At 70.8% G+C, this 20,561-nt stretch carries 20 protein-coding genes; 15 read left to right on the forward strand and 5 right to left on the reverse strand.

Annotation, left to right across the window (positions count from 1 at the left end; translation table 11 throughout):
• Positions 1-101: 101 nt before the first annotated feature.
• The 5 genes from ACH4YP_RS26755 to tsaE all read left to right on the forward strand — a co-directional run bounded on the left by ACH4YP_RS26755 (position 102) and on the right by tsaE (position 5,680).
• Positions 102-1,550, forward strand: coding sequence for an NAD(P)H-hydrate dehydratase (locus ACH4YP_RS26755; protein WP_398492925.1), 1,449 nt, complete (start codon positions 102-104; stop codon positions 1,548-1,550).
• Between the two features lie 148 nt (positions 1,551-1,698).
• Positions 1,699-2,610 (forward strand): L,D-transpeptidase family protein, encoded by a 912-nt coding sequence (locus tag ACH4YP_RS26760; protein WP_398492926.1) that lies wholly within the window; start codon positions 1,699-1,701, stop codon positions 2,608-2,610.
• A 35-nt stretch (positions 2,611-2,645) separates the two neighbouring features.
• A complete protein-coding gene (alr, locus tag ACH4YP_RS26765; protein WP_361060474.1) occupies positions 2,646-3,797 on the forward strand; it encodes an alanine racemase in 1,152 nt (383 codons plus the stop codon).
• A gap of 115 nt (positions 3,798-3,912) precedes the next feature.
• Positions 3,913-5,163, forward strand: a complete 1,251-nt coding sequence (locus tag ACH4YP_RS26770) for an alpha/beta hydrolase (protein ID WP_361060476.1) — start codon at positions 3,913-3,915, stop codon at positions 5,161-5,163.
• Positions 5,129-5,680 (forward strand): tRNA (adenosine(37)-N6)-threonylcarbamoyltransferase complex ATPase subunit type 1 TsaE, encoded by a 552-nt coding sequence (gene tsaE / locus ACH4YP_RS26775; protein ID WP_398492927.1) that lies wholly within the window; start codon positions 5,129-5,131, stop codon positions 5,678-5,680. The genes ACH4YP_RS26770 and tsaE overlap by 35 nt, the downstream gene beginning before the upstream one ends.
• A 445-nt stretch (positions 5,681-6,125) precedes the next feature.
• Here the strand turns inward: tsaE and ACH4YP_RS26780 are convergent, their stop codons facing one another.
• Positions 6,126-6,707, reverse strand: a complete 582-nt coding sequence (locus ACH4YP_RS26780; protein WP_398492928.1) for a hypothetical protein — start codon at positions 6,705-6,707, stop codon at positions 6,126-6,128.
• Between the two features lie 83 nt (positions 6,708-6,790).
• Between ACH4YP_RS26780 and tsaB the strand changes: the two genes are divergently transcribed.
• The 4 genes from tsaB to ACH4YP_RS26800 are packed head-to-tail and all read left to right on the forward strand — an operon-like array spanning position 6,791 to position 9,334.
• Positions 6,791-7,447: a tRNA (adenosine(37)-N6)-threonylcarbamoyltransferase complex dimerization subunit type 1 TsaB gene (gene tsaB / locus ACH4YP_RS26785; protein ID WP_398492930.1), complete on the forward strand. Its 657-nt coding sequence runs from the start codon at positions 6,791-6,793 to the stop codon at positions 7,445-7,447.
• Positions 7,444-7,959, forward strand: coding sequence for a ribosomal protein S18-alanine N-acetyltransferase (rimI, locus tag ACH4YP_RS26790; RefSeq protein ID WP_398492932.1), 516 nt, complete (start codon positions 7,444-7,446; stop codon positions 7,957-7,959). The genes tsaB and rimI overlap by 4 nt, the downstream gene beginning before the upstream one ends.
• Before the next feature lie 8 nt (positions 7,960-7,967).
• Positions 7,968-9,083 (forward strand): tRNA (adenosine(37)-N6)-threonylcarbamoyltransferase complex transferase subunit TsaD, encoded by a 1,116-nt coding sequence (gene tsaD / locus ACH4YP_RS26795; protein WP_398492934.1) that lies wholly within the window; start codon positions 7,968-7,970, stop codon positions 9,081-9,083.
• A complete protein-coding gene (locus tag ACH4YP_RS26800; RefSeq protein ID WP_398492935.1) occupies positions 9,080-9,334 on the forward strand; it encodes a hypothetical protein in 255 nt (84 codons plus the stop codon). The genes tsaD and ACH4YP_RS26800 overlap by 4 nt, the downstream gene beginning before the upstream one ends.
• Positions 9,335-9,436: 102 nt before the next feature.
• On the opposite strand, the gene ACH4YP_RS26805 is transcribed toward ACH4YP_RS26800, so the two are convergent.
• The 4 genes from ACH4YP_RS26805 to ACH4YP_RS26820 are packed head-to-tail and all read right to left on the reverse strand — an operon-like array spanning position 9,437 to position 14,973.
• Positions 9,437-11,773, reverse strand: a complete 2,337-nt coding sequence (locus ACH4YP_RS26805; protein ID WP_398492937.1) for a glycoside hydrolase family 3 N-terminal domain-containing protein — start codon at positions 11,771-11,773, stop codon at positions 9,437-9,439.
• 26 nt (positions 11,774-11,799) lie between these two features.
• Positions 11,800-12,705: a carbohydrate ABC transporter permease gene (locus ACH4YP_RS26810; RefSeq protein WP_398492938.1), complete on the reverse strand. Its 906-nt coding sequence runs from the start codon at positions 12,703-12,705 to the stop codon at positions 11,800-11,802.
• Positions 12,706-12,709: 4 nt separating this feature from the next.
• Positions 12,710-13,594, reverse strand: a complete 885-nt coding sequence (locus ACH4YP_RS26815; RefSeq protein WP_398492991.1) for a carbohydrate ABC transporter permease — start codon at positions 13,592-13,594, stop codon at positions 12,710-12,712.
• A gap of 50 nt (positions 13,595-13,644) precedes the next feature.
• Positions 13,645-14,973, reverse strand: a complete 1,329-nt coding sequence (locus ACH4YP_RS26820; RefSeq protein ID WP_398492993.1) for an ABC transporter substrate-binding protein — start codon at positions 14,971-14,973, stop codon at positions 13,645-13,647.
• 233 nt (positions 14,974-15,206) lie between these two features.
• Between ACH4YP_RS26820 and ACH4YP_RS26825 the strand changes: the two genes are divergently transcribed.
• From ACH4YP_RS26825 to ACH4YP_RS26850, 6 genes are all read left to right on the forward strand, one after another.
• Positions 15,207-16,265, forward strand: a complete 1,059-nt coding sequence (locus ACH4YP_RS26825; RefSeq protein ID WP_361060490.1) for a LacI family DNA-binding transcriptional regulator — start codon at positions 15,207-15,209, stop codon at positions 16,263-16,265.
• Between the two features lie 189 nt (positions 16,266-16,454).
• Positions 16,455-17,531, forward strand: coding sequence for an LCP family protein (locus ACH4YP_RS26830; RefSeq protein WP_398492940.1), 1,077 nt, complete (start codon positions 16,455-16,457; stop codon positions 17,529-17,531).
• A 104-nt stretch (positions 17,532-17,635) separates the two neighbouring features.
• Positions 17,636-18,451 carry a helix-turn-helix domain-containing protein gene (locus ACH4YP_RS26835; protein ID WP_398492942.1) on the forward strand — a complete coding sequence of 272 codons (816 nt, stop codon included), beginning with the start codon at positions 17,636-17,638 and terminating at the stop codon, positions 18,449-18,451.
• The gene (locus tag ACH4YP_RS26840; protein WP_398492995.1) at positions 18,448-18,696 is read left to right on the forward strand and encodes a DUF397 domain-containing protein; all 249 of its coding nucleotides are present in this window, start codon (positions 18,448-18,450) and stop codon (positions 18,694-18,696) included. Before ACH4YP_RS26835 ends, ACH4YP_RS26840 begins: the two co-directional genes overlap by 4 nt.
• A gap of 247 nt (positions 18,697-18,943) precedes the next feature.
• The gene (locus ACH4YP_RS26845; RefSeq protein ID WP_398492944.1) at positions 18,944-19,801 is read left to right on the forward strand and encodes a hypothetical protein; all 858 of its coding nucleotides are present in this window, start codon (positions 18,944-18,946) and stop codon (positions 19,799-19,801) included.
• A 59-nt stretch (positions 19,802-19,860) separates the two neighbouring features.
• Entirely contained in the window at positions 19,861-20,439 is a 579-nt protein-coding gene (locus ACH4YP_RS26850) for a Uma2 family endonuclease (RefSeq protein ID WP_361060495.1), read from the forward strand.
• The last annotated feature ends 122 nt before the right edge of the window (positions 20,440-20,561 follow it).

Genomic DNA, 20,561 nt, shown 5'->3' on the forward strand with positions numbered 1-20,561 from the left:
ACGAGTCCCAGCGACACGCCGTACGCGCGGCGTGTCGCTGGGACTCTCCGCACACTTGGCCTCTTGCACCTGTCGGCACGGCATCAGGGAGACTCGACGGCATGCGTACTGCGTACAGCGTGGGGACGGTGAGGGGCGCCGAGCGGGAGCTGATGGCACGGCTGCCGGACGGGGCGTTGATGCAGCGGGCTGCGGCCGGACTCGCCGCGGCCTGTGCCGAGTTGCTGGGGCGGGTGTACGGAAGCCGGGTCGTCCTGCTGGTCGGAAGTGGCGACAACGGCGGCGACGCCCTCTACGCCGGGGCCCGGCTGGGCAGGCGTGGCGCGGGCGTCACGGCCGTGCTGCTGGCACCCGAGCGCACCCATGCCGGCGGGCTCGACGCCCTGCTGCGGGCGGGCGGCACGGTTGTGCGAGGGGCGGACGCGGCTGAAGAACCGATCCGTCGTGCCGACCTCGTCGTCGACGGGATCGTGGGCATCGGGGGGAAGGGTGGCCTGCGGCCCGACGCCGCCCCCCTCGCGGAACTGGCCCGCGAATCCCGCGCCGCCGTCGTGGCCGTCGATCTGCCCAGCGGCGTCGAGGCCGACAGCGGGGAGGTGCGGGGCGCCGCCGTGCGCGCCGATCTGACCGTGACCTTCGGGACGCACAAGCCCGGGCTGCTCGTCGATCCCGCGAAGGAGTACGCCGGGTCCGTGCGGCTTGTCGATATCGGGCTCTCGTTGCCCGATGTCGCCGAGCTGGAGGCCCTGCAGCACGCCGACGTGGCCGCGCTGCTGCCCGTGCCCGGGGCCGAGAGCGACAAGTACCGGCGCGGGGTCGTGGGAATCGCTGCCGGGTCCGCCCGGTATCCCGGCGCGGCCGTGCTGGCCGTCGCCGGGGCCCTGCGGGGCGGGGCCGGAGCCGTACGGTACGTCGGGCCGGCCGGGGACGCGGTGATCGCGCGGTTCCCGGAGACGCTGGTGTCGGCCGGTTCGCCCGAGCGGGCCGGGCGGGTGCAGGCCTGGGTCGCGGGGCCGGGAGTGGGCGACGACGCCGATTCCGTGGCGGCTGTGTTGAAGAGCGATGTGCCGGTGCTTGTCGATGCCGACGGGCTGCGGTTCGCGGAGCGGGGTGTCGTACGGGCTCGGACCGCGCCCACTCTGCTGACGCCGCACGCCGGTGAGGCCGCCGCGCTGCTCGGCGTCTCGCGGGACGAGGTCGAGGGGGCGCGGCTGGCCTCTGTACGGGAACTCGCGGCGGCGTACGGGGCGACCGTGCTGCTCAAGGGGTCGACCACCCTCGTGGCCGAGCCCGGTGGTGGGCCCGTGCGCGTGAATTCCACCGGTACCGCCTGGCTCGCCACCGCCGGGAGCGGGGACGTGCTGTCGGGGCTGACCGGGTCGCTGCTCGCCGTTGGGCTCGGGGCGCTCGACGCCGGCAGCGTGGGGGCGTATCTCCACGGGCTGGCGGGGCGGTTCGCGGCGGACGGGGCGCCCGTGGGGGCGTACGACGTGGCCGACGCGGTACGGGAGGCCTGGCGGGACGTCATGCGGGACGTCCTGGAGGGCTGAGCCGCTCCCCCTGTCCCGCCGCAGTCCCGCCGGGCCCCTCCCCTGTCCCGCCGCAGGCCACCCGCCGTACCCCGTCCGCGTGCGCACAACGGGCGACCCTTCCGCGCGGCTGAGCCCCGTACGCCGGTCCGGGGGTTTCGCTGGGGGCATGGTCCGTCAGAGAACCGTTGCCGTGTTGGTCGCCGTCATCACGGCGCTGTCCGTGCCGGGGGCCGTCGCGGAGCCTCCTCCCGCCCCCGGCGCCCTCGGTGCCTCCGGGGTTCCCGCGCCGCTGAGCGAGCTGGTGCCCGGGGTGCCCCCCGGTCCGTCCCAGCCCTGGCACTTGGACACTCCCGACCAGGCGCTGGCCCCGAAGGTCTACACGCCGACGGCCGAGGAGGACGCCGCGGAGCCGGCCGACGCCGACGCGGAGAGCGACGAGCTGATCGAGTACGTACCGCTGAGCGACGCCGTGGCCCGTCAGTCGGGGGTCGTGGCGTGCAGCAAGCAGACCGGGCCGTACCAGCGGCAGGTCGAGCGGTGGCTGCGGCTCAGGGTGGACGGGAGGCAGTCGGCGAACGACTGCCGGGCCATCCGGGCCTTTCAGATCAGATACGGGATCCGGCCCGACAGCGGCTTCGCCGGGCCCGTGACCTGGGCGAAGATGCAGCTCCTGGCGGCCGCGAGGAACCCGAACGCCGCCGGGAAGTGTCCCGTACGGGCCTACCGGGTCGCCTGTGTCGACCTCACCCGGCAGCTGACCTGGGTCCAGAAGGGCACGAAGGTGCTGTTCGGGCCGGTGCCGATCCGCAGCGGGAAGGCCGGGTACCGGACCAGGAGCGGCTGGTTCCGCGTCTACTGGAAGCACAAGAACCACTGGTCGACGCTCTACAACACCCCCATGCCGTACAGCCAGTTCTTCAGCGGTGGCCAGGCCTTCCACGGCATCTACGGCAGCGTCTACAACCCGCCCGGCTCCATGGGCTGCGTGAACATGCGGATCGCCGACGCCCGCACGCTGTGGGGCGCGCTCTACCAGGGCGACAGCGTGTACGTGTGGGGCCGCAGGCCTGGTACCTGAGGGCTGTGTCCGACCCCTCTGAGACACTGGGCACGATGACTGAAACTGCACCCGCGCGGGCCCGCGCCGAGATCGACCTGGCCGCACTGCGGGCCAATGTGCGGGCTCTGCGTGCCCAGGCGCCGACCGCCGCCCTCATGGCGGTGGTCAAGTCCGACGCGTACGGACACGGGGCACTCCCGTGCGCCCGCGCGGCCCTGGACGCCGGTGCGACCTGGCTCGGCACGGCCACGCCCGAGGAGGCCCTGGCCCTGCGCGCGGCCGGTCTCGACGGGCGGATCATGTGCTGGTTGTGGGTCCCCGGCGGGCCCTGGCGGGCGGCCGTCGAGGCCGATCTGGACCTGGGGATCAGCGGGCTGTGGGCGCTGCGGGAGGCCGTGGAGGCCGCGCGTGCGTCCGGCCGTACCGCCCGCGTCCAGCTCAAGGCCGACACCGGGCTCGGGCGGAACGGCTGCCAGCCCGCCGACTGGCCCGAGCTCGTCGCCGAGGCCCTGCGCGCCGAGGCCGAGGGGCTCGTCCGGGTCACCGGTCTGTGGTCCCACTTCGCCTGCGCGGACGAGCCCGGCCATCCCTCCGTCCAGGCCCAGCTCAGCTGCTTCCGCGAGATGCTGGCGTACGCGGAGGGGCAGGGCGTGCGCCCCGAGGTGCGGCACATCGCCAACTCGCCCGCCACGCTCACGCTCCCCGACAGCCACTTCGACCTCGTACGGACCGGGATCGCGGTGTACGGAATCTCGCCCAGCCCCGAGCTGGGCACCCCGGCCGACCTCGGGCTGCGCCCGGTGATGACCCTGTCGGCGTCGCTGGCACTGGTGAAGCACGTACCGGCGGGGCACGGCGTCAGTTACGGACACCACTACGTCACGGCGGGCGACACGACCCTCGGCCTGGTGCCCGTCGGGTACGCGGACGGCATTCCGCGCCACGCCTCCGGCACCGGGCCCGTCCTGGTTGCCGGCAAGTGGCGGACGGTCGCGGGACGGGTCGCGATGGACCAGTTCGCGGTCGACCTCGGTGGCGACGAGCCACCGGTCGGCGAGCGCGTGGTCCTCTTCGGCCCCGGCGACCACGGTGAACCCACCGCCGAGGACTGGGCCCAGGCGGTCGGCACGATCGCCTACGAAATCGTCACCCGGATCGGAACCCGGGTGCCGCGCGTTTACGTGAATACCGAACAAGCGGGGTAACCGCATAGATGCCGGACACGGCATCGCGGGAACCGGCGGCAACAGCACGACCTGCAGCAACAGCAGCACCGACAGTGGTGGACATGGGCAGCACCCCGGCGAAGAGGAGCGGTACGTGAGCGAGAGCAGCGCGGAGGCCGCCGTGGACGCGGCCACGGCCGCAGCCTCGGCCGTCTCCGCGGCGGGGGGCGCGAACTGGCGCAGGGCCGGGATCGCCGGCGCCGCGATAGGCGTGGTCGCCGCGGGCGCCGCCGCCGGAGTCGCCATAGAGCGGCTCACGGTCGGCCGGGGCATGCGCAGGAAGGCCCGGCTCGCCCTCGACTCGACCGGTCCGTACGGGTCGTTGCGCGGCATGCCCGGCAAGGCCGTCGCGGACGACGGCACGGAGCTGTACTACGAGGTCGACGAGGTGGAGCCCGACTCCACCCTCGCCCCGCGCCGCCGCCGGCTCTTCGGCCGCAAGTCCCCCGCCCCCGTCACCGTCGTCTTCAGCCACGGCTACTGCCTCAGCCAGGACTCCTGGCACTTCCAGCGGGCCGCGCTGCGTGGTGTCGTGCGGACCGTCCACTGGGACCAGCGCAGCCACGGCCGCTCCGCGCGGGGCGTGGCCCAGGTCGAGGACGACATGCCGGTCACCATCGACCAGCTCGGCCGCGACCTGAAGGCCGTCATCGACGCCGCCGCGCCCGAGGGCCCGATCGTCCTCGTCGGCCACTCGATGGGCGGCATGACGGTGATGGCGCTGGCCGACCAGTACCCCTCCCTGATCCGCGAGCGGGTCGTCGGCGTCGCCTTCGTCGGTACGTCGTCGGGGAAGCTCGGCGAGGTCAACTTCGGGCTGCCCGTCGCGGGCGTCAACGCGGTGCGGCGGGTGCTCCCCGGAGTGCTGAAGGCCCTGGGGCAGCAGGCCGCGCTGGTGGAGCGCGGGCGGCGGGCCACGGCCGACCTGTTCACCGGGATCATCAAGCGGTACTCGTTCGCCTCCAGGGACGTCGACCCGGCGGTCGCGCGGTTCGCGGAGCGGCTGATCGAGGGCACGCCCATCGACGTGGTCGCGGAGTTCTACCCGGCCTTCACCGACCACGACAAGACGGAGGCGCTCGCGCACTTCGCCGAGATGCCCGTGCTCGTACTGGCCGGGGTCAAGGACCTCGTCACGCCGAGCGAGCACAGCGAGGCCATCGCCGACCTGCTGCCGGACGCCGAGCTGGTGCTCGTGCCGGACGCCGGGCACCTGGTGATGCTGGAGCACCCGGAGGTCGTCATAGACCGGCTGGCCGACCTCCTCACCCGCGCGGGAGCCGTCCCGGCAGGGGCTACCGTGGGTGGCTATGGAAGCACCAGCAGCACCGCGCAACCCGGCTGAGTCCTCGGGACCCTCGGAGCCTTCCGTGGCCGGCGTCACCACTGAGATCACGGTCAACTCACCCGAACAGATGCGGGAGTTGGGCCGTCGGCTCGCCAAGCTGTTGCGGGCCGGTGACCTCGTGATGCTCACCGGCGAGCTCGGCGCGGGCAAGACGACGATGACCCGCGGGCTCGGCGAAGGGCTCGGTGTGCGGGGCGCGGTCACCTCGCCGACCTTCGTGATCGCGCGCGTGCACCCGCCCCTCGGGGACGGTCCGCCGCTGGTCCACGTGGACGCGTACCGCCTGGGCGGCGGGCTCGACGAGATGGAGGACCTCGACCTCGACGTCTCGCTGTCCGACTCCGTGATCGTCGTGGAGTGGGGCGAGGGCAAGGTCGAGGAGCTGGCCGACGACCGGCTGCACGTCCTCATCCACCGGGCCGTCGGCGACACCGATGACGAGGTACGGCACGTCACGCTGACGGGGGTCGGGGAGCGGTGGGCGACGGTCGGGCTCGGCGTGCTCTCCGCTTGATCCGGCTTCGACCGCTTGATCCGGCTCGACCGCGTGATCTGGCTCGTCCGGCTGATCCGACTGGTCCGGCCTGGGCCTCGTAGGTTCGCCCCAACATTCCGACAAGGCGTCGGGAAGATGTTGCGTCGGGCGGCTTCGGCGTGGTCACATGGACGGAGGAGTTGGTTAGGTCTACCTAACCACGTCTGCTCCCGGAGCCCATAGGAGGCCGCCATGGCGACGTCTGAACGTGATGTGACGCGTCCGTCGGTGCCGGTGGAGTCGACTCCGACCGGGGTTTCCATGCGGGAGTTGCTTGCCGCCGGGGTGTTTGCGCGGGTCGTTTCCACGGCCCCGCCCCCGCCACCGTCGGCTGAGCCGGTGCGGGAGTCGCGGCCTCGGGCCGCCTGAGCGTTCTGCGGGGGTGCGCCGTTCCCCGCGCCCCTGGCGGGGCGCTCGTGTTGGTCTATTTGATCACTGTGACCCTTGTGCCGATGGTGGCGAATTCCCACATGGCTGTGCCGTCCTCGCGGGATTCTCGGATGCCGCCGAGCTTCTTCGAGGAGGCGGGGGCGGAGGTCGTGCCGTTCACTGCCGCGCTGAAGCCGATCGCTACGCCGGACACGTTCGTGAAGCGGACCACGTGTTCCACGGCGACGCCGTCCGAGCCGGTGATCTTGCCGGAGCGGGAGGTGACGGCGTACTCGGCGGGCGTGGGATCCACCGTTCCGGGGGTCACCCCGAACGTCCGCTTGACCCGGTCACCCGACCCGACGAGCCACACGCGGTCGTCGTCCACCGAGTAGACGACCCGTCGTCCCGTGCCCGAGGCGGCGGGCAGTGCCGTCGGGTGCTGCTTGTCCCGGGGGGCCTTGGCGGCCGCGGTCGCCGAGGACTCGCCGGGCCGGGAGGAGCCCAGGCCCCCCGGCACGTCCGCCGACGCCTGGTAGGCCAGGAACCCGATCGCGGCGAGCGCCGTCGCGGTGAGCCCGGCCACGATTCCCGAGCTGCTCCGAAACACCTTGGGTGCCCACCTCTCGTACGGCATTTGTGGTTTCTGTGACGTTAGCAGCAGGTCTGCGGCGGATTGGGGCGGCCGTGCTCCGAGCCCGGGCGCCGTAGGCTGTTCGCGTGCTCTTGCTCGCTCTGGATACCGCCACCCCCGCAGTCACCGTCGCGCTGCACGACGGGACGTCCGTCATCGCCGCCTCCAGCCAGGTGGACGCGCGCCGGCACGGGGAGTTGCTCCTGCCGGCCGTCGACCGGGTGCTCGCCGAGGCCGGGCTGCGGCTCGACGCCGTCACCGGCATCGTTGTCGGCGTGGGCCCCGGCCCGTACACCGGACTGCGCGTCGGTCTGATGACCGCCGACACCTTCGGACTCGCGCTCGGCATCCCCGTACACGGACTGTGCACGCTGGACGGTCTCGCGTACGCGGCCGAGGGAGCTGTTGCCGACGGGCCTTTCGTCGTGGCTACCGACGCCCGGCGCAAAGAGGTCTACTGGGCGCGGTACGCCGACTCGCGTACCCGGGTCACCGAGCCCGCCGTCGACCGGCCGGGCGACCTGGACATCGGCGATCTGCCAGCCGTCGGCGCGGGTGCGCTGCTCTACCCCGACACCTTCCCGGACGCGCGCGAACCCGAGCACGTCTCGGCCGCCGCGCTCGCGTCCCTGGCGGCGGAACGGCTGGCCGCGGGCGAGGAGTTGGAGGCGCCCCGGCCCCTCTATCTGCGTCGGCCGGACGCCCAGGTGCCCAAGAACTACAAGGTGGTCACCCCCAAGTGACGACCGCGGTGCTGCGTGAGATGCGCTGGTGGGACATCGAGCCCGTGCTTGAACTGGAGAAGGACCTCTTCCCCGAGGACGCCTGGTCGCGGGGCATGTTCTGGTCGGACCTGGCCCATGCGCGGGGGCCGGGGGCGACTCGGCGGTACGTCGTGGCCGAGACCGCGGCGGACACCGCGGGAGGTGCGCGGATCGTCGGATACGGCGGGCTCGCCGCCGCCGGGGACGTCGGTGACGTGCAGACCATTGCCGTCGCCCGGGAGCACTGGGGCACCGGCCTCGGCGCGCAGCTCCTGACCGAGCTGCTGCGGGCCGCGACGGCGTTCGAGTGCGCCGAGGTGATGCTCGAATGCCGCATCGACAACGTCCGCGCCCAGAAGCTGTACGAGCGTTTCGGCTTCGAGGCGATCGGTTTCCGGCGCGGCTACTACCAGCCGGGGAACGTGGACGCGCTCGTCATGCGACTCAACGACCCATCGACATCCGTACAAGGAACCGAGATCAATGGCTGACGAAATCAATGGCTGACGAACCGCTCGTCCTCGGCATCGAGACCTCCTGCGACGAGACCGGCGTCGGCATCGTCCGCGGCACGACCCTGCTCGCGGACGCGATCGCGTCCAGCGTCGACGAGCACGCGCGTTTCGGGGGTGTGGTGCCCGAAGTCGCGTCCCGTGCGCACCTGGAGGCGATGGTCCCCACCATCGAGCGGGCGCTGAAGGAGGCGGGCGTCGGCGCGAGGGATCTGGACGGGATCGCCGTCACCGCAGGCCCCGGGCTCGCGGGCGCCCTGCTCGTCGGGGTGTCGGCGGCGAAGGCGTACGCGTACGCGCTGGGCAAGCCGTTGTACGGGGTCAACCACCTCGCCTCGCACATCTGCGTGGACCAGTTGGAGCACGGGGCGCTGCCCGAGCCGACCATGGCGCTGCTCGTCTCCGGCGGGCACTCCTCGCTGCTGCTCTCCTCGGACATCACCAGTGACGTACGGCCCCTGGGCGCGACCATCGACGACGCGGCCGGTGAGGCCTTCGACAAGATCGCGCGCGTGCTGAACCTCGGGTTCCCCGGCGGGCCGGTCATCGACCGGTACGCGAAGGAGGGGGACCCGGGTGCCATCGCTTTCCCACGCGGGCTCACCGGGCCGCGGGACGCCGCGTACGACTTCTCGTTCTCCGGGCTGAAGACCGCCGTGGCGCGGTGGATCGAGGCCAAGCGGGCCGCCGGGGAGGACGTGCCGGTGCGGGATGTGGCCGCGTCCTTCCAGGAGGCCGTCGTCGATGTGCTGACCCGCAAGGCCGTACGTGCCTGTCGTGACGAGGGTGTCGACCACCTGATGATCGGCGGGGGAGTCGCCGCGAACTCTCGGCTGCGGGTGCTCGCGCAGGAGCGGTGCGAGGCCGCGGGGATTCGGCTGCGGGTGCCGCGGCCGAAGTTGTGCACGGACAACGGGGCGATGGTCGCCGCGCTGGGCGCGGAGATGGTTGCCCGGGGGCGGGCCGCCTCCGACTGGGATCTGTCCGCGGACTCGTCGTTGCCGGTGACCGACACGCATGTCCCCGGGCAGTCGCATTCACCTTCGCATGGCCACGATCATGATCATGTGCATGAGGTCAGCAAGGGCAATCTGTACTCATGACCGTTGCGTTGATGTGGGAGGCGCGGGCCGTCCCGGGGCGGGGAGAAGAGCTGCTTGCGTGGGCGAGGGGGCAGGACCTCCCGGCGCGGCCCCTGCGTCGGGAGGTCCTGCGGGCTCCGGGGGATCGGGTGCTCGTCATTACGTGGTGGGATGCCGCGTATGACTCTGAGCTGCCTGAATTGCCGGAGCCGGCTGGGGAGTTGGTTGCGCGGGCGGTTCATCGGTGGCGGTTCGAGGTTGTGGAGGGGTAGGGGTGCGGGTGCGTTGTGGCTGGTCGCGCCCCGCGGCGGAGCCGCAGATCGATACAGCCCCGTGCCCCTGAAAGACAAAAGATTGTGCCGTTCCCCGCGCCCCTAAAATGCCTCCGTCTCCCTTGATTCGCACCGCAGTTGGCGTTCCGGACCCAGTTGGCGTTCCGGGCCCGTCAGGTTTATGCGGGCCGTGTGGTGGGTGTTCGTGCTGGAGCTGCCCAGTCGGAGTTCCAAAGCACCCGGTTCCACTACGCGTTGGCCCCTGCGGTCCGTGAACGCCGACAGGTCCGGGTGGAAGGTGAACGTGATGCGGCGGGCCTTGCCGGGGGGCAGGGTCAGGCGGTGGTAGCCGATCAGGCGGACGTCGGGGCGGGTTACGCGGGCCACCGGGTCGTGGAGGTAGAGCTGGACCACCTCCGTGCCTTCTCGGGGGCCCGTGTTGCGGACCGTGACCGACACGTCGTACGAGTCGTCCGTGCCGATCTCCGTTTCCTCTCCCCCGTCCTGCTCCTCATTCTTCTCCCCGTCCTCGATGTTCTCCCAGGTGAAGTCCGTGTAGCCGAGGCCGTGGCCGAAGGGGTGGAGGGGGGTCGGGTCGAGGTTGCTGACCGTGCCGGCCAGGCCCAGTGGGGGCTGGAGGTAGGTCCACGGCTGGCCGCCGGGCTCCTGCGGGACGCTCACGGGGAGCCTGCCCGACGGGTTCACGCGGCCCGACAGCACGCCTGCCACTGCCGGGCCGCCCTCCTCCCCCGGGAAGAACGCCTGTACCGAGGCGGCCAGTTGGTCCTTCCAGCGGCCCAGCGCGTAGGGGCGGCCGGTGAGCAGGACCAGTACGACGGGGGTGCCTGTGGCTGTCAGGGTGTCCAGCAACTTGGCCTGTACGCCCGGGAGTTGGAGGTCGCCGACGTCGCAGCCCTCGCCCGATGTGCCCCGGCCGAAGAGGCCCGCCCGGTCGCCCAGTACCGCCACGCAGACGTCCGCCTCGGCGGAGCGGGCCACCGCCTCCGCGAAGCCCGAGGTGTCCGGGTCCGTGGTGTCGCAGCCTTCGGTGAACGTGACCTTGGCGTCAGGGAGTTCGGTGCGCAGGGACTCCAGGAGGGTGGGGATCTCGATGCCCATCGGCAGGCCGGGGTGGTTGACGCCCACGTGGGAGGGGAACGAGTAGCAGCCCAGCATGGCCAGGGCGTCGGCGGCGCGCGGCCCGACCACGGCGATCCGGGTGTCGGGGGCGAGGGGGAGCAGGCCGTCCGGGTTGGAGAGCAGGACGACGGACTCCTCGGCGAGGCGGCGGGCCAGCACGCGGTTCGCGGTCGAGTCCAGGTCGATCGGGCCGGTGGGCTCGGGGGTCCAGCCCTCGTCCAGCAGGCCCAGTTCGCACTTCTGGCGCAGGACGCGGGCCGCCGCCCGGTCCACCAGGGATTCCGGGACCGTGCCCGCGCGTACCGCCTCGACCAGGGGGGTGCCGTAGCAGCGGAGGGTGGGGAGTTCGACGTCGACGCCGGCCGCCAGGGCCGCGTGGGCGGCCTCCGCCTTCGTGCCCGCGACCCGGTGGAGGGTCTCCAGGAAGCCGACGCCGTAGTAGTCGGACACGACCGTGCCGGTGAACTGCCATTGCTCCCGCAGGAGTTCGGTCAGCAGATACGGATCCGCGGAGGCGGGTACGCCGTCCGTGTCCGTGTACGCGGCCATCACCGAACGGGCCCCGCCCTCGCGGAGCGCGAACTCGAACGGCGGCAGGGTGATGTCGGCGAACTCGCGGACACCCGCGCGTACGGGGGCGAGGTTGCGGGCGCCCGCGGAGGACGCGTACCCCGCGAAGTGCTTGAGCGTGGCGATGATTCCGGCGGCCTCCAGGCCGCGGACGTAGGCCGCGCCGATCGTGCCGACCAGGTAGGGGTCCTCGCCGATGGTCTCCTCGACGCGGCCCCAGCGCGGGTCCCGTACGACGTCCAGGACGGGGGCGAGGCCCTGGTGGACGCCGACGGAGGCGAGGTCTTGGCCGATGCGGTGGGCCATCTCCTCGACGAGGGCCGGGTCGAAGGTGGCGCCCCAGGCCAGGGGGACCGGGTACGCGGTGGCGCCCCAGGCCGTGAAGCCCGCCAGGCACTCCTCGTGGGCGACCGCGGGGATGCCGAAGCGGCCGGCCTCGGCGATGCGGTGCTGGGCGCGGGCCAGTGCCTGCGCGCCGAGGGCCGGGTCCACGGGGGCCGTGCCGAAGGAGCGGGTCAGCTGGCCCAGGCCGTGGGGGATCAGCTCGTCCCAGTCGAAGTCGGAGGCCATCTCGTCCTGGTTCGGGGCGACTCCGTCGCCGTCCGTGGCCGCGCCCACCCACACGCCGTACAGCTGGGCGGTCTTCTCCTCCAGGGTCATCCGGGCGAGCAGGTCATCGACCCGGGCCTCGGCGGGCAGGGCGGGATCACGCCAGGGGGCGGTGGTCATGAAACTCCTGTCGGGGTCCAGAGGATTCATTTGCCGCCGACTCCCATCAGGCCGCCGATCAGGGCGCGGCGGGCCACCAGGTAGACGGCGAAGATGGGGATGCCGGAGAGGACTACCGAGGCGAGCAGGGCGGGGATGTTCACGCCGAACTGGCTTACGTAGTTGAAGAGTCCGAGGGTCAGGACGCGTGGGCCGTCGGACTGGGTGAAGATCAGCGGGAAGAGGAAGCCGTTCCAGGCCTGGAGCGCCGCGAAGATGACGACCGTGCTGATGCCGCCCTTGGCGAGCGGGATGGCGAGCTGGAAGAGCATGCGCTGGGGGGACGCTCCGTCCAGGGCCATCGCCTCGTACAGGTCCTCGGACACGTCCCGGAGAGTGCCGACGAGGACGAGGACCGAGACCGGCATCGCGAAGGCCGCCGTCGGCAGGATGACCGCCAACAGGCTGTCGTACAGGTTGAGTTTGGCGATCAGGAGATAGAGGGGGATCACGACCGCCTGGGCCGGGATCGCGACGCCGAGGAGGAACAGCCGGAAGGCCAGGCCCGACCAGCGGTTGCGGGTGCGGACGGCGACGTACGCGATCGGGACGGACAGCACGAGGACGATGGCGACGACCGAGACGGCCACGATCGCGGTGTTGCTGAGCAGATGGCCGAAGCCGCTGTTCAGCACGGTGTTGTAGTTGTCGAGCGTCGGACTCGTGGGCGGGCTCAGCGGGTTGCCGGTGAGCGCCTTGTCCTGGCTGGTGAGCGAGGCCGACACCATCGCGTAGATGGGGATGATGACGACCGCGAGCCAGAGGACGGAGCCCAGGCCCGCGAGCGGGTTGGCACGCTTGGTCCAGTGCCGGCGGCGGCGTGGCGCGGGTGGCCCGGTGGGACGCTCCCCGGTCTTCACGGGATGCTGACGCGGCAGCGTATCGTGTGACACTCCGTCACATCCCTTCGCGGGTACTGCGCATGCGGCCGAAGCCGGTCAGCCGCACGAGGATCAGGGACAGCCCCGTGGCGGCCACCACTAGGAAGGATGCGATGGCGCTCGCGTAGCCGAAGTCGTAGCGCTTGAAGCCCGCCTCGTACATCAGGTACGGCAGGATCGCCGTGTCGGTGCCCGGGCCGCCCTTGGTGAGGATCAGCACCGTCTCGAAGTACGTGAGCGAGCCGACGACCAGCAGCACGGTGGACGTCGTGACGGTGTGACGCAGCTGCGGGAGCGTGATCGAGAAGAACTGGCGGTAGCGGCCCGCGCCGTCGATCGCCGCCGCCTGGTAGAGCACCTCGGGTATCTGACGGGCCCCGCCCTGGTAGATCAGGGTGTGGAAGGGGATGAACTGCCAGCCGCCGACGAAGACGATCGCCAGGAACGCGCCGCTGGACGAGCCCAGCGTGTCCTTCTGGATGATGCCGAAGTTCGGGTCGAGCAGCGCGTAGAAGAGCAGCGCGATCGCCGTCGAGGAGAGCAGGAACGGGACGAAGAAGATCGCCGAGAGGACCGCCCGGTTGCGCTGGCGTCCCGCGGCCCAGACACCCAGCAGCAGGGCGATGACCGTCTGGAAGACCCAGCTGGCGGCCGTCAGCAGGACGGTCAGCCACAGGGACTGGGTGAAGCGCGGGTCGTCGAACAGCTTCTGCCAGTTGTCGAGGCCGACCGGTTGGGGGTCGCCGAGGCCGTCCCAGGTGGTGAACGAGAGATAGAACGCCACGCCCATCGGGACGACGGCGAAGAACGCGAAGAACAGGACGCCGGGCAGGGCCCAGGCGGCGTGCGGACGGCCCGCGTGCGTCTTGCCGGGCTTCGCGTGTGCCTTGCCCGGCCTCACTTTCGCCGGCGGGTGTTTCGTCGGGACCGTGGCGCTCGTTTTCGTGGCGCTCACTTCAACTCCTTGCAGGCTGCCACGAACTGGCTCGGTGACGACTTCCCGAGGAACAGCTTGCTGATCTCCGTGTGCATGGGCGTGGCGAGTTCGTCACCGAGCGCCTGGTCCCAGGAGAGCGTGAAGGCGGGCGCCTGCTCGACCATGTCGTACTGGAACTTCGCGTACTCGGGATTCGGCGCCGAAGCGAGGAGCTTCGCCGCGTTGGAGGTCGTCGGTACGTCTCCGTTGGCGACGAGGGCCTTCGCGTACGCCTCCGACGCGGCGTCCTTCAGGAAGGCGACGGCGGCGTCCTGGTTCTTCGTACGGGCGTTGACGGACCAGTAGTTGGTGGGGTTGCCGACGACGTTGCGGACGTCACCGGTGCCGTCCTCGACCGTGGGGAAGGCGGCCCAGCCCAGGTTCTTCTTGGCGAAGTCGGGGAACTTGCCGAGCTGCGTCGAGTACTCCCACGAGCCCATCAGGTGCATGGCCGCCTTGCCCTTGGCGAAGGCCGCGGGCGCGCCGCCGTTGACGTACGACACGGAGCTGAAGCCGGAGCCGAAGGCGCCGTTGTCGACCAGCTCCTTCACCATCTCGGCGGCCTTCAGCATGGCCGGATCGCCCCAGCCCTGCGCGTCGCCGTTCTGGATCCGCTTGAAGACCTCGGGGCCGCCGATGCGGTCGACCAGGTACTCCAGCCACATCAGCTCGGGCCACATGTCGGCGCCGCCGAGCGCGAACGGGTTGATCTTCGCCGCCTTCAGCTTGGCGTTGATGCCCAGCAACTGGTCCCAGGTCTTCGGTGGTTGGAGCTTGTGCTCGGCGAAGACCGACTTGTTGTAGAAGAGGATCACGGGCTGCATGCCGCGCATCGGGATGCCGTAGTGGCGCCCGTCGAGGTCGCCCGCCGCGAGCACCGAGGGCAGGAAGCCGCTCTTGAGGACCGGGTCGGCCTCGATGATGTCGGTCAGATCGACGAGCTGCTTCGACTCCTGGTACGCCTTGATCGAGCCGCCGCCCCAGTTGAAGAAGACGTCCGGCTGCCCGGGCGAACCCATGGCCGTCCGCAGCTTGGGGGAGTAGTCGGAGCCCGGCACCTTCGTCAGCCTGACCTCGCCCTTGGCCTTCTTGGCGGCGGGCGACGCGTTGAACCGCTTGACCGCCGCCACCTGGACCTTCGCCGCGTCGTCCCCGTACGTGAAGGCGGTGATCGTGCTGCCGCTCCCGCCGGAACCGTCACCGGAGCCGCAGGCCGTCAGACCAGTGGCGAGCAGGGTGGTGGCACCGGCGCCGAGGACCCAGCGCCTGCTGAACGTCCTGCCGCCGAACGTTCCGCCGCCCAGGCTCCCGGGGCTGCCCTGGCCCCCGGGACCGCCGGGGCTTTCGCCCGTGGGCTGCCCGCCCGTGGGCCGTCCGCCGTTGGACCGCCCGCTGATCGACTCCATGACAGCACCTCTTTTTGGACTCGCGACTGGACTCGCTAAACGAATGTTTCGGAAGCAACTTCGAATGTTCCGGGAACGTATGGCTGCCGAAGGGCTTCGTCAAGAGGTTGCGCAGGGATACGATCCGGTCCATGACTCGCCCGAATCCCGCTGTAGCCCAGTCGGCGACACTCGCCGAGATCGCCCGCGAGGCGGGAGTCTCCGCTCCGACTGTTTCGAAGGTGCTCAACGGCCGTGCCGATGTGGCCCCCTCGACCCGCACCAGGGTCGAGGAACTGCTGCGAAACCACGGCTATCGGCGACGGCGGGCCGAGGCGTCCCGGTCGCCGCTGATCGACCTCGTCTTCCACGAACTGGAGAGCGCGTGGGCGATGGAGGTCATCCGGGGCGTGGAGAACGTGGCGCGGGACGAGGGGCTGAGCGTCGTCCTCTCCGAGAGCGCGGGCCGCCTCACGCCCGGGCGCACCTGGGCCGACCAGGTCGCCGCGCGCCGCCCGCACGGAGTCGTCCTCGTCCTGAACGGGCTCGACGAGTCCCAGCGGGCGCTGCTCACCAGCCGCTCGATCCCGTTCGTGGTGGTCGACCCGGCGGGCGACCCGGGCGACGACGTGCCGTCCGTCGGCGCCACCAACTGGCAGGGCGGCCTCGCGGCCACCCGGCACCTCGCCGACCTCGGCCACCGGCGCATCGGTGTGATCAGCGGACCCTCACGGATGATGTGCAGCCGGGCCCGGCTCGACGGCTACCGCGCGGCACTCGACACGGCCGGGCTGCCGGCCGACCCAGTGCTCGTCCGCACCGGCGACTTCCACCACGAGAGCGGCTACCGGGAGGGCCTGGAACTGCTCAAGCTCCCCGACCGTCCGACGGCCGTCTTCGCGGGCAACGACCTCCAGGCACTCGGCCTGTACGAGGCCGCCCGCGAGCTGGGTCTGCGCGTACCGGAGGACCTCAGCATCGTCGGTTTCGACGATCTGCCGGTGGCCCGCTGGGTCGGCCCCCCGCTGACCACCGTCCGCCAGCCGCTCACGGAGATGGCCGAGGCGGCGGCCCGGCTCGTCCTCGACCTGGGCCGCGGCGAGCGCCCCTCGGCGGCGACCCGGGTGGAGCTGGCCACGAGCCTGGTGGTGCGCAGCAGCACGGCGGCGCCGGCGGGGGAGGGGCGGGCGGCGTACTTCGGGGCGCGGTGATCGAAGCGGGACGTTGAGCTGGTCGTTGAGCTGGTCGTTGAGCGGGCCGTCGAAACTTTCGAATGCTTTCGACGGGTGTCGTCCGCCGCCTTGTCGCCGCATGAGGAAACTCAACGAAATATGAGAGTTTGACTAGGAAAAGCGAGAAGTGGTTCCTCGTTGTAATAATTCGGACTTACGTTCCTGTCTGTGAGCGGAGACGACGAGCACGGGGACGGGGGCGCCGCGACACCGGGCGCGCGGCGGCAACGATCCAGACGGGTACGGCTGTTCAGGGCCGCGGGAATCGCACTCGGCTGCGCCCTGGTCGTCTCGCTGGCCGGTGCGGCCTGGGCGTACTGGCAGCTGAACCAGAACATCAAGAGCGTCGACATCGACAGCGCGCTGGGCGACGACCGCCCGGCGAGGGCGATGACGACGCCGAGCCCCTACGGCGCGGCCTCCCCCTCCCCGCTCCCGAGCGGTGCGCTCAACATCCTGGTCCTCGGCTCCGACTCACGGGACGGCAAGCGGAACAAGGAACTCGGCGGCGGCAGCAGCGACGGGGCCCGGTCCGACACCGCGATGGTCATCCACCTCGACGAGGGCCGGACGAAGGCGACCGTGGTGAGCATCCCGCGCGACACGCTCGTCACGCGCCCCTCCTGCCCGCGGGAGTCCGGCGGTTCGACATCGGTGTCGTACGGCGCGATGTTCAACACCGCGTACTCGGTCGGCGGGCCCGTCTGCGCGGTCAAGACCGTGGAGGCCATGACGAACGTCCGCATGGACCACTACATCGAGATCGACTTCGCGGGCTTCGCCGATCTGGTGGACGCGCTGGGCGGGGTCACGGTGACGACGGACGAGGACATCTCCGACAAGGACAGCCACCTCGAACTGGACGCGGGCACCCACCACTTGGACGGTACGAAGGCGCTGGCCCTCGCCCGCACCCGGCACGGCATAGGCGACCAGAGCGACCTCGGCCGCATAGGCCTCCAGCAGCAACTGGTGAAGGCCCTCCTCGACCAGGTCGACACCACCAACCTCCTCACCGACCCCACCCGCCTCTACCGGGTCGCCGACGCCCTCACCGGCAGCCTCACCACGGACACCGGCCTCGACTCCCTCACCGAACTGATGGGCCTCGGCGAGAGCCTGAAGTCCCTCACCTCCACCACGACGGAGACGGTGATGATGCCGGTGGTCCCCGCCCCGTCCGACCCCAACCGAGTGGTGGCGAACGAGCCGGAGGCTAGCGAGCTGTGGGAGTCGTTGCGGTGAGGCTTCTTAGTAGCTGAGTAGGGGCGGATCTGCCTAAGCTCCCTTCACTTGCCGTAACCTCGAAGTGACCGTTGCTGCACACAGCGTGGTGTGCGCAGGTGGAGGTGGGGTCCTTGAGTGAGCAGCCGCCGATCGCGTGGAGGTACTGCGGCCACCAGTTCAAGATGTGGCGGCAGGAGGCGGGGGTCAGCCGCGAGGACGTGGGCAAGGAGTCCAACTACTCGCCGGACACGATCACTTCATTCGAGCGCGGAGCCCGCAGGCCGACGCCCCGGCTGCTGGCCATCGGGGACGAACTGTTCGGCGCCCGGGGGAAGTTGAAGGCGGCGGCACAGTATCTGGAGCCCGAGAAGTTTCCACCGCGTACGCAGGACTTCATGGACCATGAGGCGGACGCGATCGCCTTGCAGTCGTACGAGACGTTGCTGGTCCCCGGCCTGTTGCAGACCGAGGCGTATGTGCAGGCGCTGCTCAACGCCCACTATCCGCCGCTGGACGACGAGACGATCGAGAGCCGGGTGGCCGCCAGGCTGGAGCGGCAGCAACTGCTGTTCCGCAAGCCGACGGCGTACTTCGGCTTCGTCTTCGAAGAGATCGTGCTCCGGCGTCCGGTCGGCGGATCGGCGGCGATGAGGGAGCAGTGTCGACGCCTGCTGGAACTGGGGGAGTTGCGCAATGTCTCCGTCCAGGTGCTGCCGACCGACCGGGGCGCGCATGCCGGACTCAACGGCCCCATGGTGCTGATCGAGACGCCCGAGCGCGAGCATTACGCGTACGAGGAAGGGCAGGCGGTCAGTGTGCTGCACTCGGGTTCGAAGGAACTCAGCGATCTGACGCAGCGCTTTGGCATGATCCGTACGCAGGCCCTCAGTACGGAGGAGTCGGCGCGGTTCATCGGGAAGGTGGCTGACGAGTGGTGAACACCGAACTCTCCTGGTTCAGGTCGAGTTACAGCGGCACCGAGGGCGGCAACTGCGTCGAGGTCGCCCTGGCCTGGCGCAAGTCCACGTACAGCGGCACCGAAGGCGGCGCCTGCGTCGAGGTCGCCCTCCGCCCCCGTGCCGTCCACATCCGGGACTCGAAGCTCAACCCGATCGGTGACGGACCCGAGTTGACCGTCCCCGCCTCCGCGTGGGCGGAGTTCGTCGCGTACGTCGGGACTTGAGCTTCGGGGGTCGGGATTCGAGACCCTTTTTTTAAGGAATGGGTGGGTGGCTCAACCCGCCCTCCCTCCCCTGTGGCCCGCCGAGGCGGGCTCAAGTGGGCCTCGGGCCTGGGGAGATGACTTTTTGTGATCGGGTCGCGGCGGAGCGTTGCGAGCGTGTAGCGTGCGCCGCAAAGAATTCGACCCCCGTAGGTGTTAGCAGCACCAGGCGGGGGTCTGACCATCGACCGAATCGAGCCTTCGACCCATGGCTGTCGCCCAGCTTAGTGCTGCCCCGCGCCCGTCCGCCCATCCCATGGCCAATCCGGGATACGGCAAGAAGTCGGCGCCCGACCAAGAGCCCCGCACCGGACGCGACTTCGGCCATCTGCCCGCTCGCGAGGCGTCGATCGCCGGGTATCTCGACCGGCTCGACGACGAGGCGGACATGTCCATCAAGATGCTGGCCAAGCATCTGCCGTACGGGCAGTGCGCCATCGGGACCGCCCTCAACAACCTCTCCGCGGCCGGGCACTTGCGGCGAGTGCGACGGCCCGTCACCGTCGACGGCTGTCCGCGCTGGGTGTGGCACACCTTCTTCTCGCGCACCGCTCGCGACGACGCGTGGTGGAGTGCCTTCCTGGCCGGCGAAGCGCCGGTCACCGAGCCCACGCGGGCGGCACGGTCGGCCGCGTACGGCGTGCTCGCGCGGCTCGGCCGTATCGACGCCCGGCTCACGCTCTCCGCCGCCGAGTGCGGGGCGCTGGAGGAGCAGGCCGCCGAGTGGTTCGCGCGGGGCGCGGGCGAGGCGCAGCTCGTGCAGGCGGTGGCCTCGGGGCTTCCGGGCGAGGGGGTGGCCCATCCGTACGGGTTCGTACGGGCCCGGCTGCTCGGCAAGCTGCCGCCGGAGCCGGTCGAGACGCGGACGGCGCGTTACGAGGTGGTGTGCACGGCGTGTGGTGAGCCGGGTGACGGGGGCGGGATGCGGGGCGGGTTGTGCGGGGGCTGCTGGGGCGGACGGCCCGGCCTCGCGTCGGAACACGTTCACGCCCGTGCGGGGGAGGTGCGTGCTGCCCTGCGGGGCGGGCGGAGTACAGGAAGTACGGAGAAGGGAGCACGTTCATGACGACCTTGCAGCACGGTCCACCCGTGACCGGGGCAGGATGGAGGGGAGGAGGCGACGCCATGACCCCCAGCACTTCCGATCAGCCCCAGATGCTCGTCGAGGACTTCGAGGAGCTGGCACGCACCGCGCATGAGCTTGTACGGCTGGAATTCATCAACGGGAAGGTCGTGGTCAAGCCCGTGCCGGACGGTAACCACAGGGAGATCATCGTCTGGCTGCAGGAGATGTGCATGCAGCACCGCCCTGATCTCAGGCTGTACGCGGAGTGTGAGCTCAAGATCGAGGAGTACCGCAAGGGGCGGGCCAAGCCGGATGGTGTTCTGGCTCCCCGTAAGCACTTCGTCGGTACGGGCGAGTGGGCCGAGCCGGACGGTGTCCTGATGACCGTCGAGGTCACCTCCCGTGATCGGGACACGAACCAGCGCGACCGCGTCGACAAGCCGCACGGTTACGCGGCGGCGGAAATCCCCGTCTACCTGCTCGTCGATCGGGACACGAACAGCGTCACTGTGTACGCCGACCCGGAGAAGGGTGAGTACCGCTCGGTCACCAGTCGGGCCTTCGGCGTCGCGATCGATCTGCCGGACCCCGTCGGTTTCACCCTGGAGACGGACGAGCTCAAGGAGTTCGCCTACTGACCTGAGCCGGTGGCCCGGTGGCCTGCGGAAATGCGTCGGAGGAGATCTTTTCGAAGAGATTCCGAAGAAAATCGGTGCGCGTGTCGATCCCACCGCCCCCCGTTCGACGCACAGGTGAGAGG

The organism is Streptomyces sp. NPDC020747 (assembly GCF_044334695.1).
GTDB lineage: Bacteria > Actinomycetota > Actinomycetes > Streptomycetales > Streptomycetaceae > Streptomyces.

Coding starts and splice junctions, on each gene's coding strand:
- ACH4YP_RS26800 (WP_398492935.1), top strand. CDS start 9,080: ATGACCGTTGCGTTGATGTGGGAGGCGCGGGCCGTCCCGGGGCGGGGA.
- ACH4YP_RS26780 (WP_398492928.1), bottom strand. CDS start 6,707: ATGCCGTACGAGAGGTGGGCACCCAAGGTGTTTCGGAGCAGCTCGGGA.
- ACH4YP_RS26755 (WP_398492925.1), top strand. CDS start 102: ATGCGTACTGCGTACAGCGTGGGGACGGTGAGGGGCGCCGAGCGGGAG.
- tsaD (WP_398492934.1), top strand. CDS start 7,968: ATGGCTGACGAACCGCTCGTCCTCGGCATCGAGACCTCCTGCGACGAG.
- ACH4YP_RS26825 (WP_361060490.1), top strand. CDS start 15,207: ATGACTCGCCCGAATCCCGCTGTAGCCCAGTCGGCGACACTCGCCGAG.
- ACH4YP_RS26850 (WP_361060495.1), top strand. CDS start 19,861: ATGACCCCCAGCACTTCCGATCAGCCCCAGATGCTCGTCGAGGACTTC.
- ACH4YP_RS26760 (WP_398492926.1), top strand. CDS start 1,699: ATGGTCCGTCAGAGAACCGTTGCCGTGTTGGTCGCCGTCATCACGGCG.
- alr (WP_361060474.1), top strand. CDS start 2,646: ATGACTGAAACTGCACCCGCGCGGGCCCGCGCCGAGATCGACCTGGCC.
- ACH4YP_RS26845 (WP_398492944.1), top strand. CDS start 18,944: ATGGCTGTCGCCCAGCTTAGTGCTGCCCCGCGCCCGTCCGCCCATCCC.
- ACH4YP_RS26805 (WP_398492937.1), bottom strand. CDS start 11,773: ATGACCACCGCCCCCTGGCGTGATCCCGCCCTGCCCGCCGAGGCCCGG.
- tsaE (WP_398492927.1), top strand. CDS start 5,129: ATGGAAGCACCAGCAGCACCGCGCAACCCGGCTGAGTCCTCGGGACCC.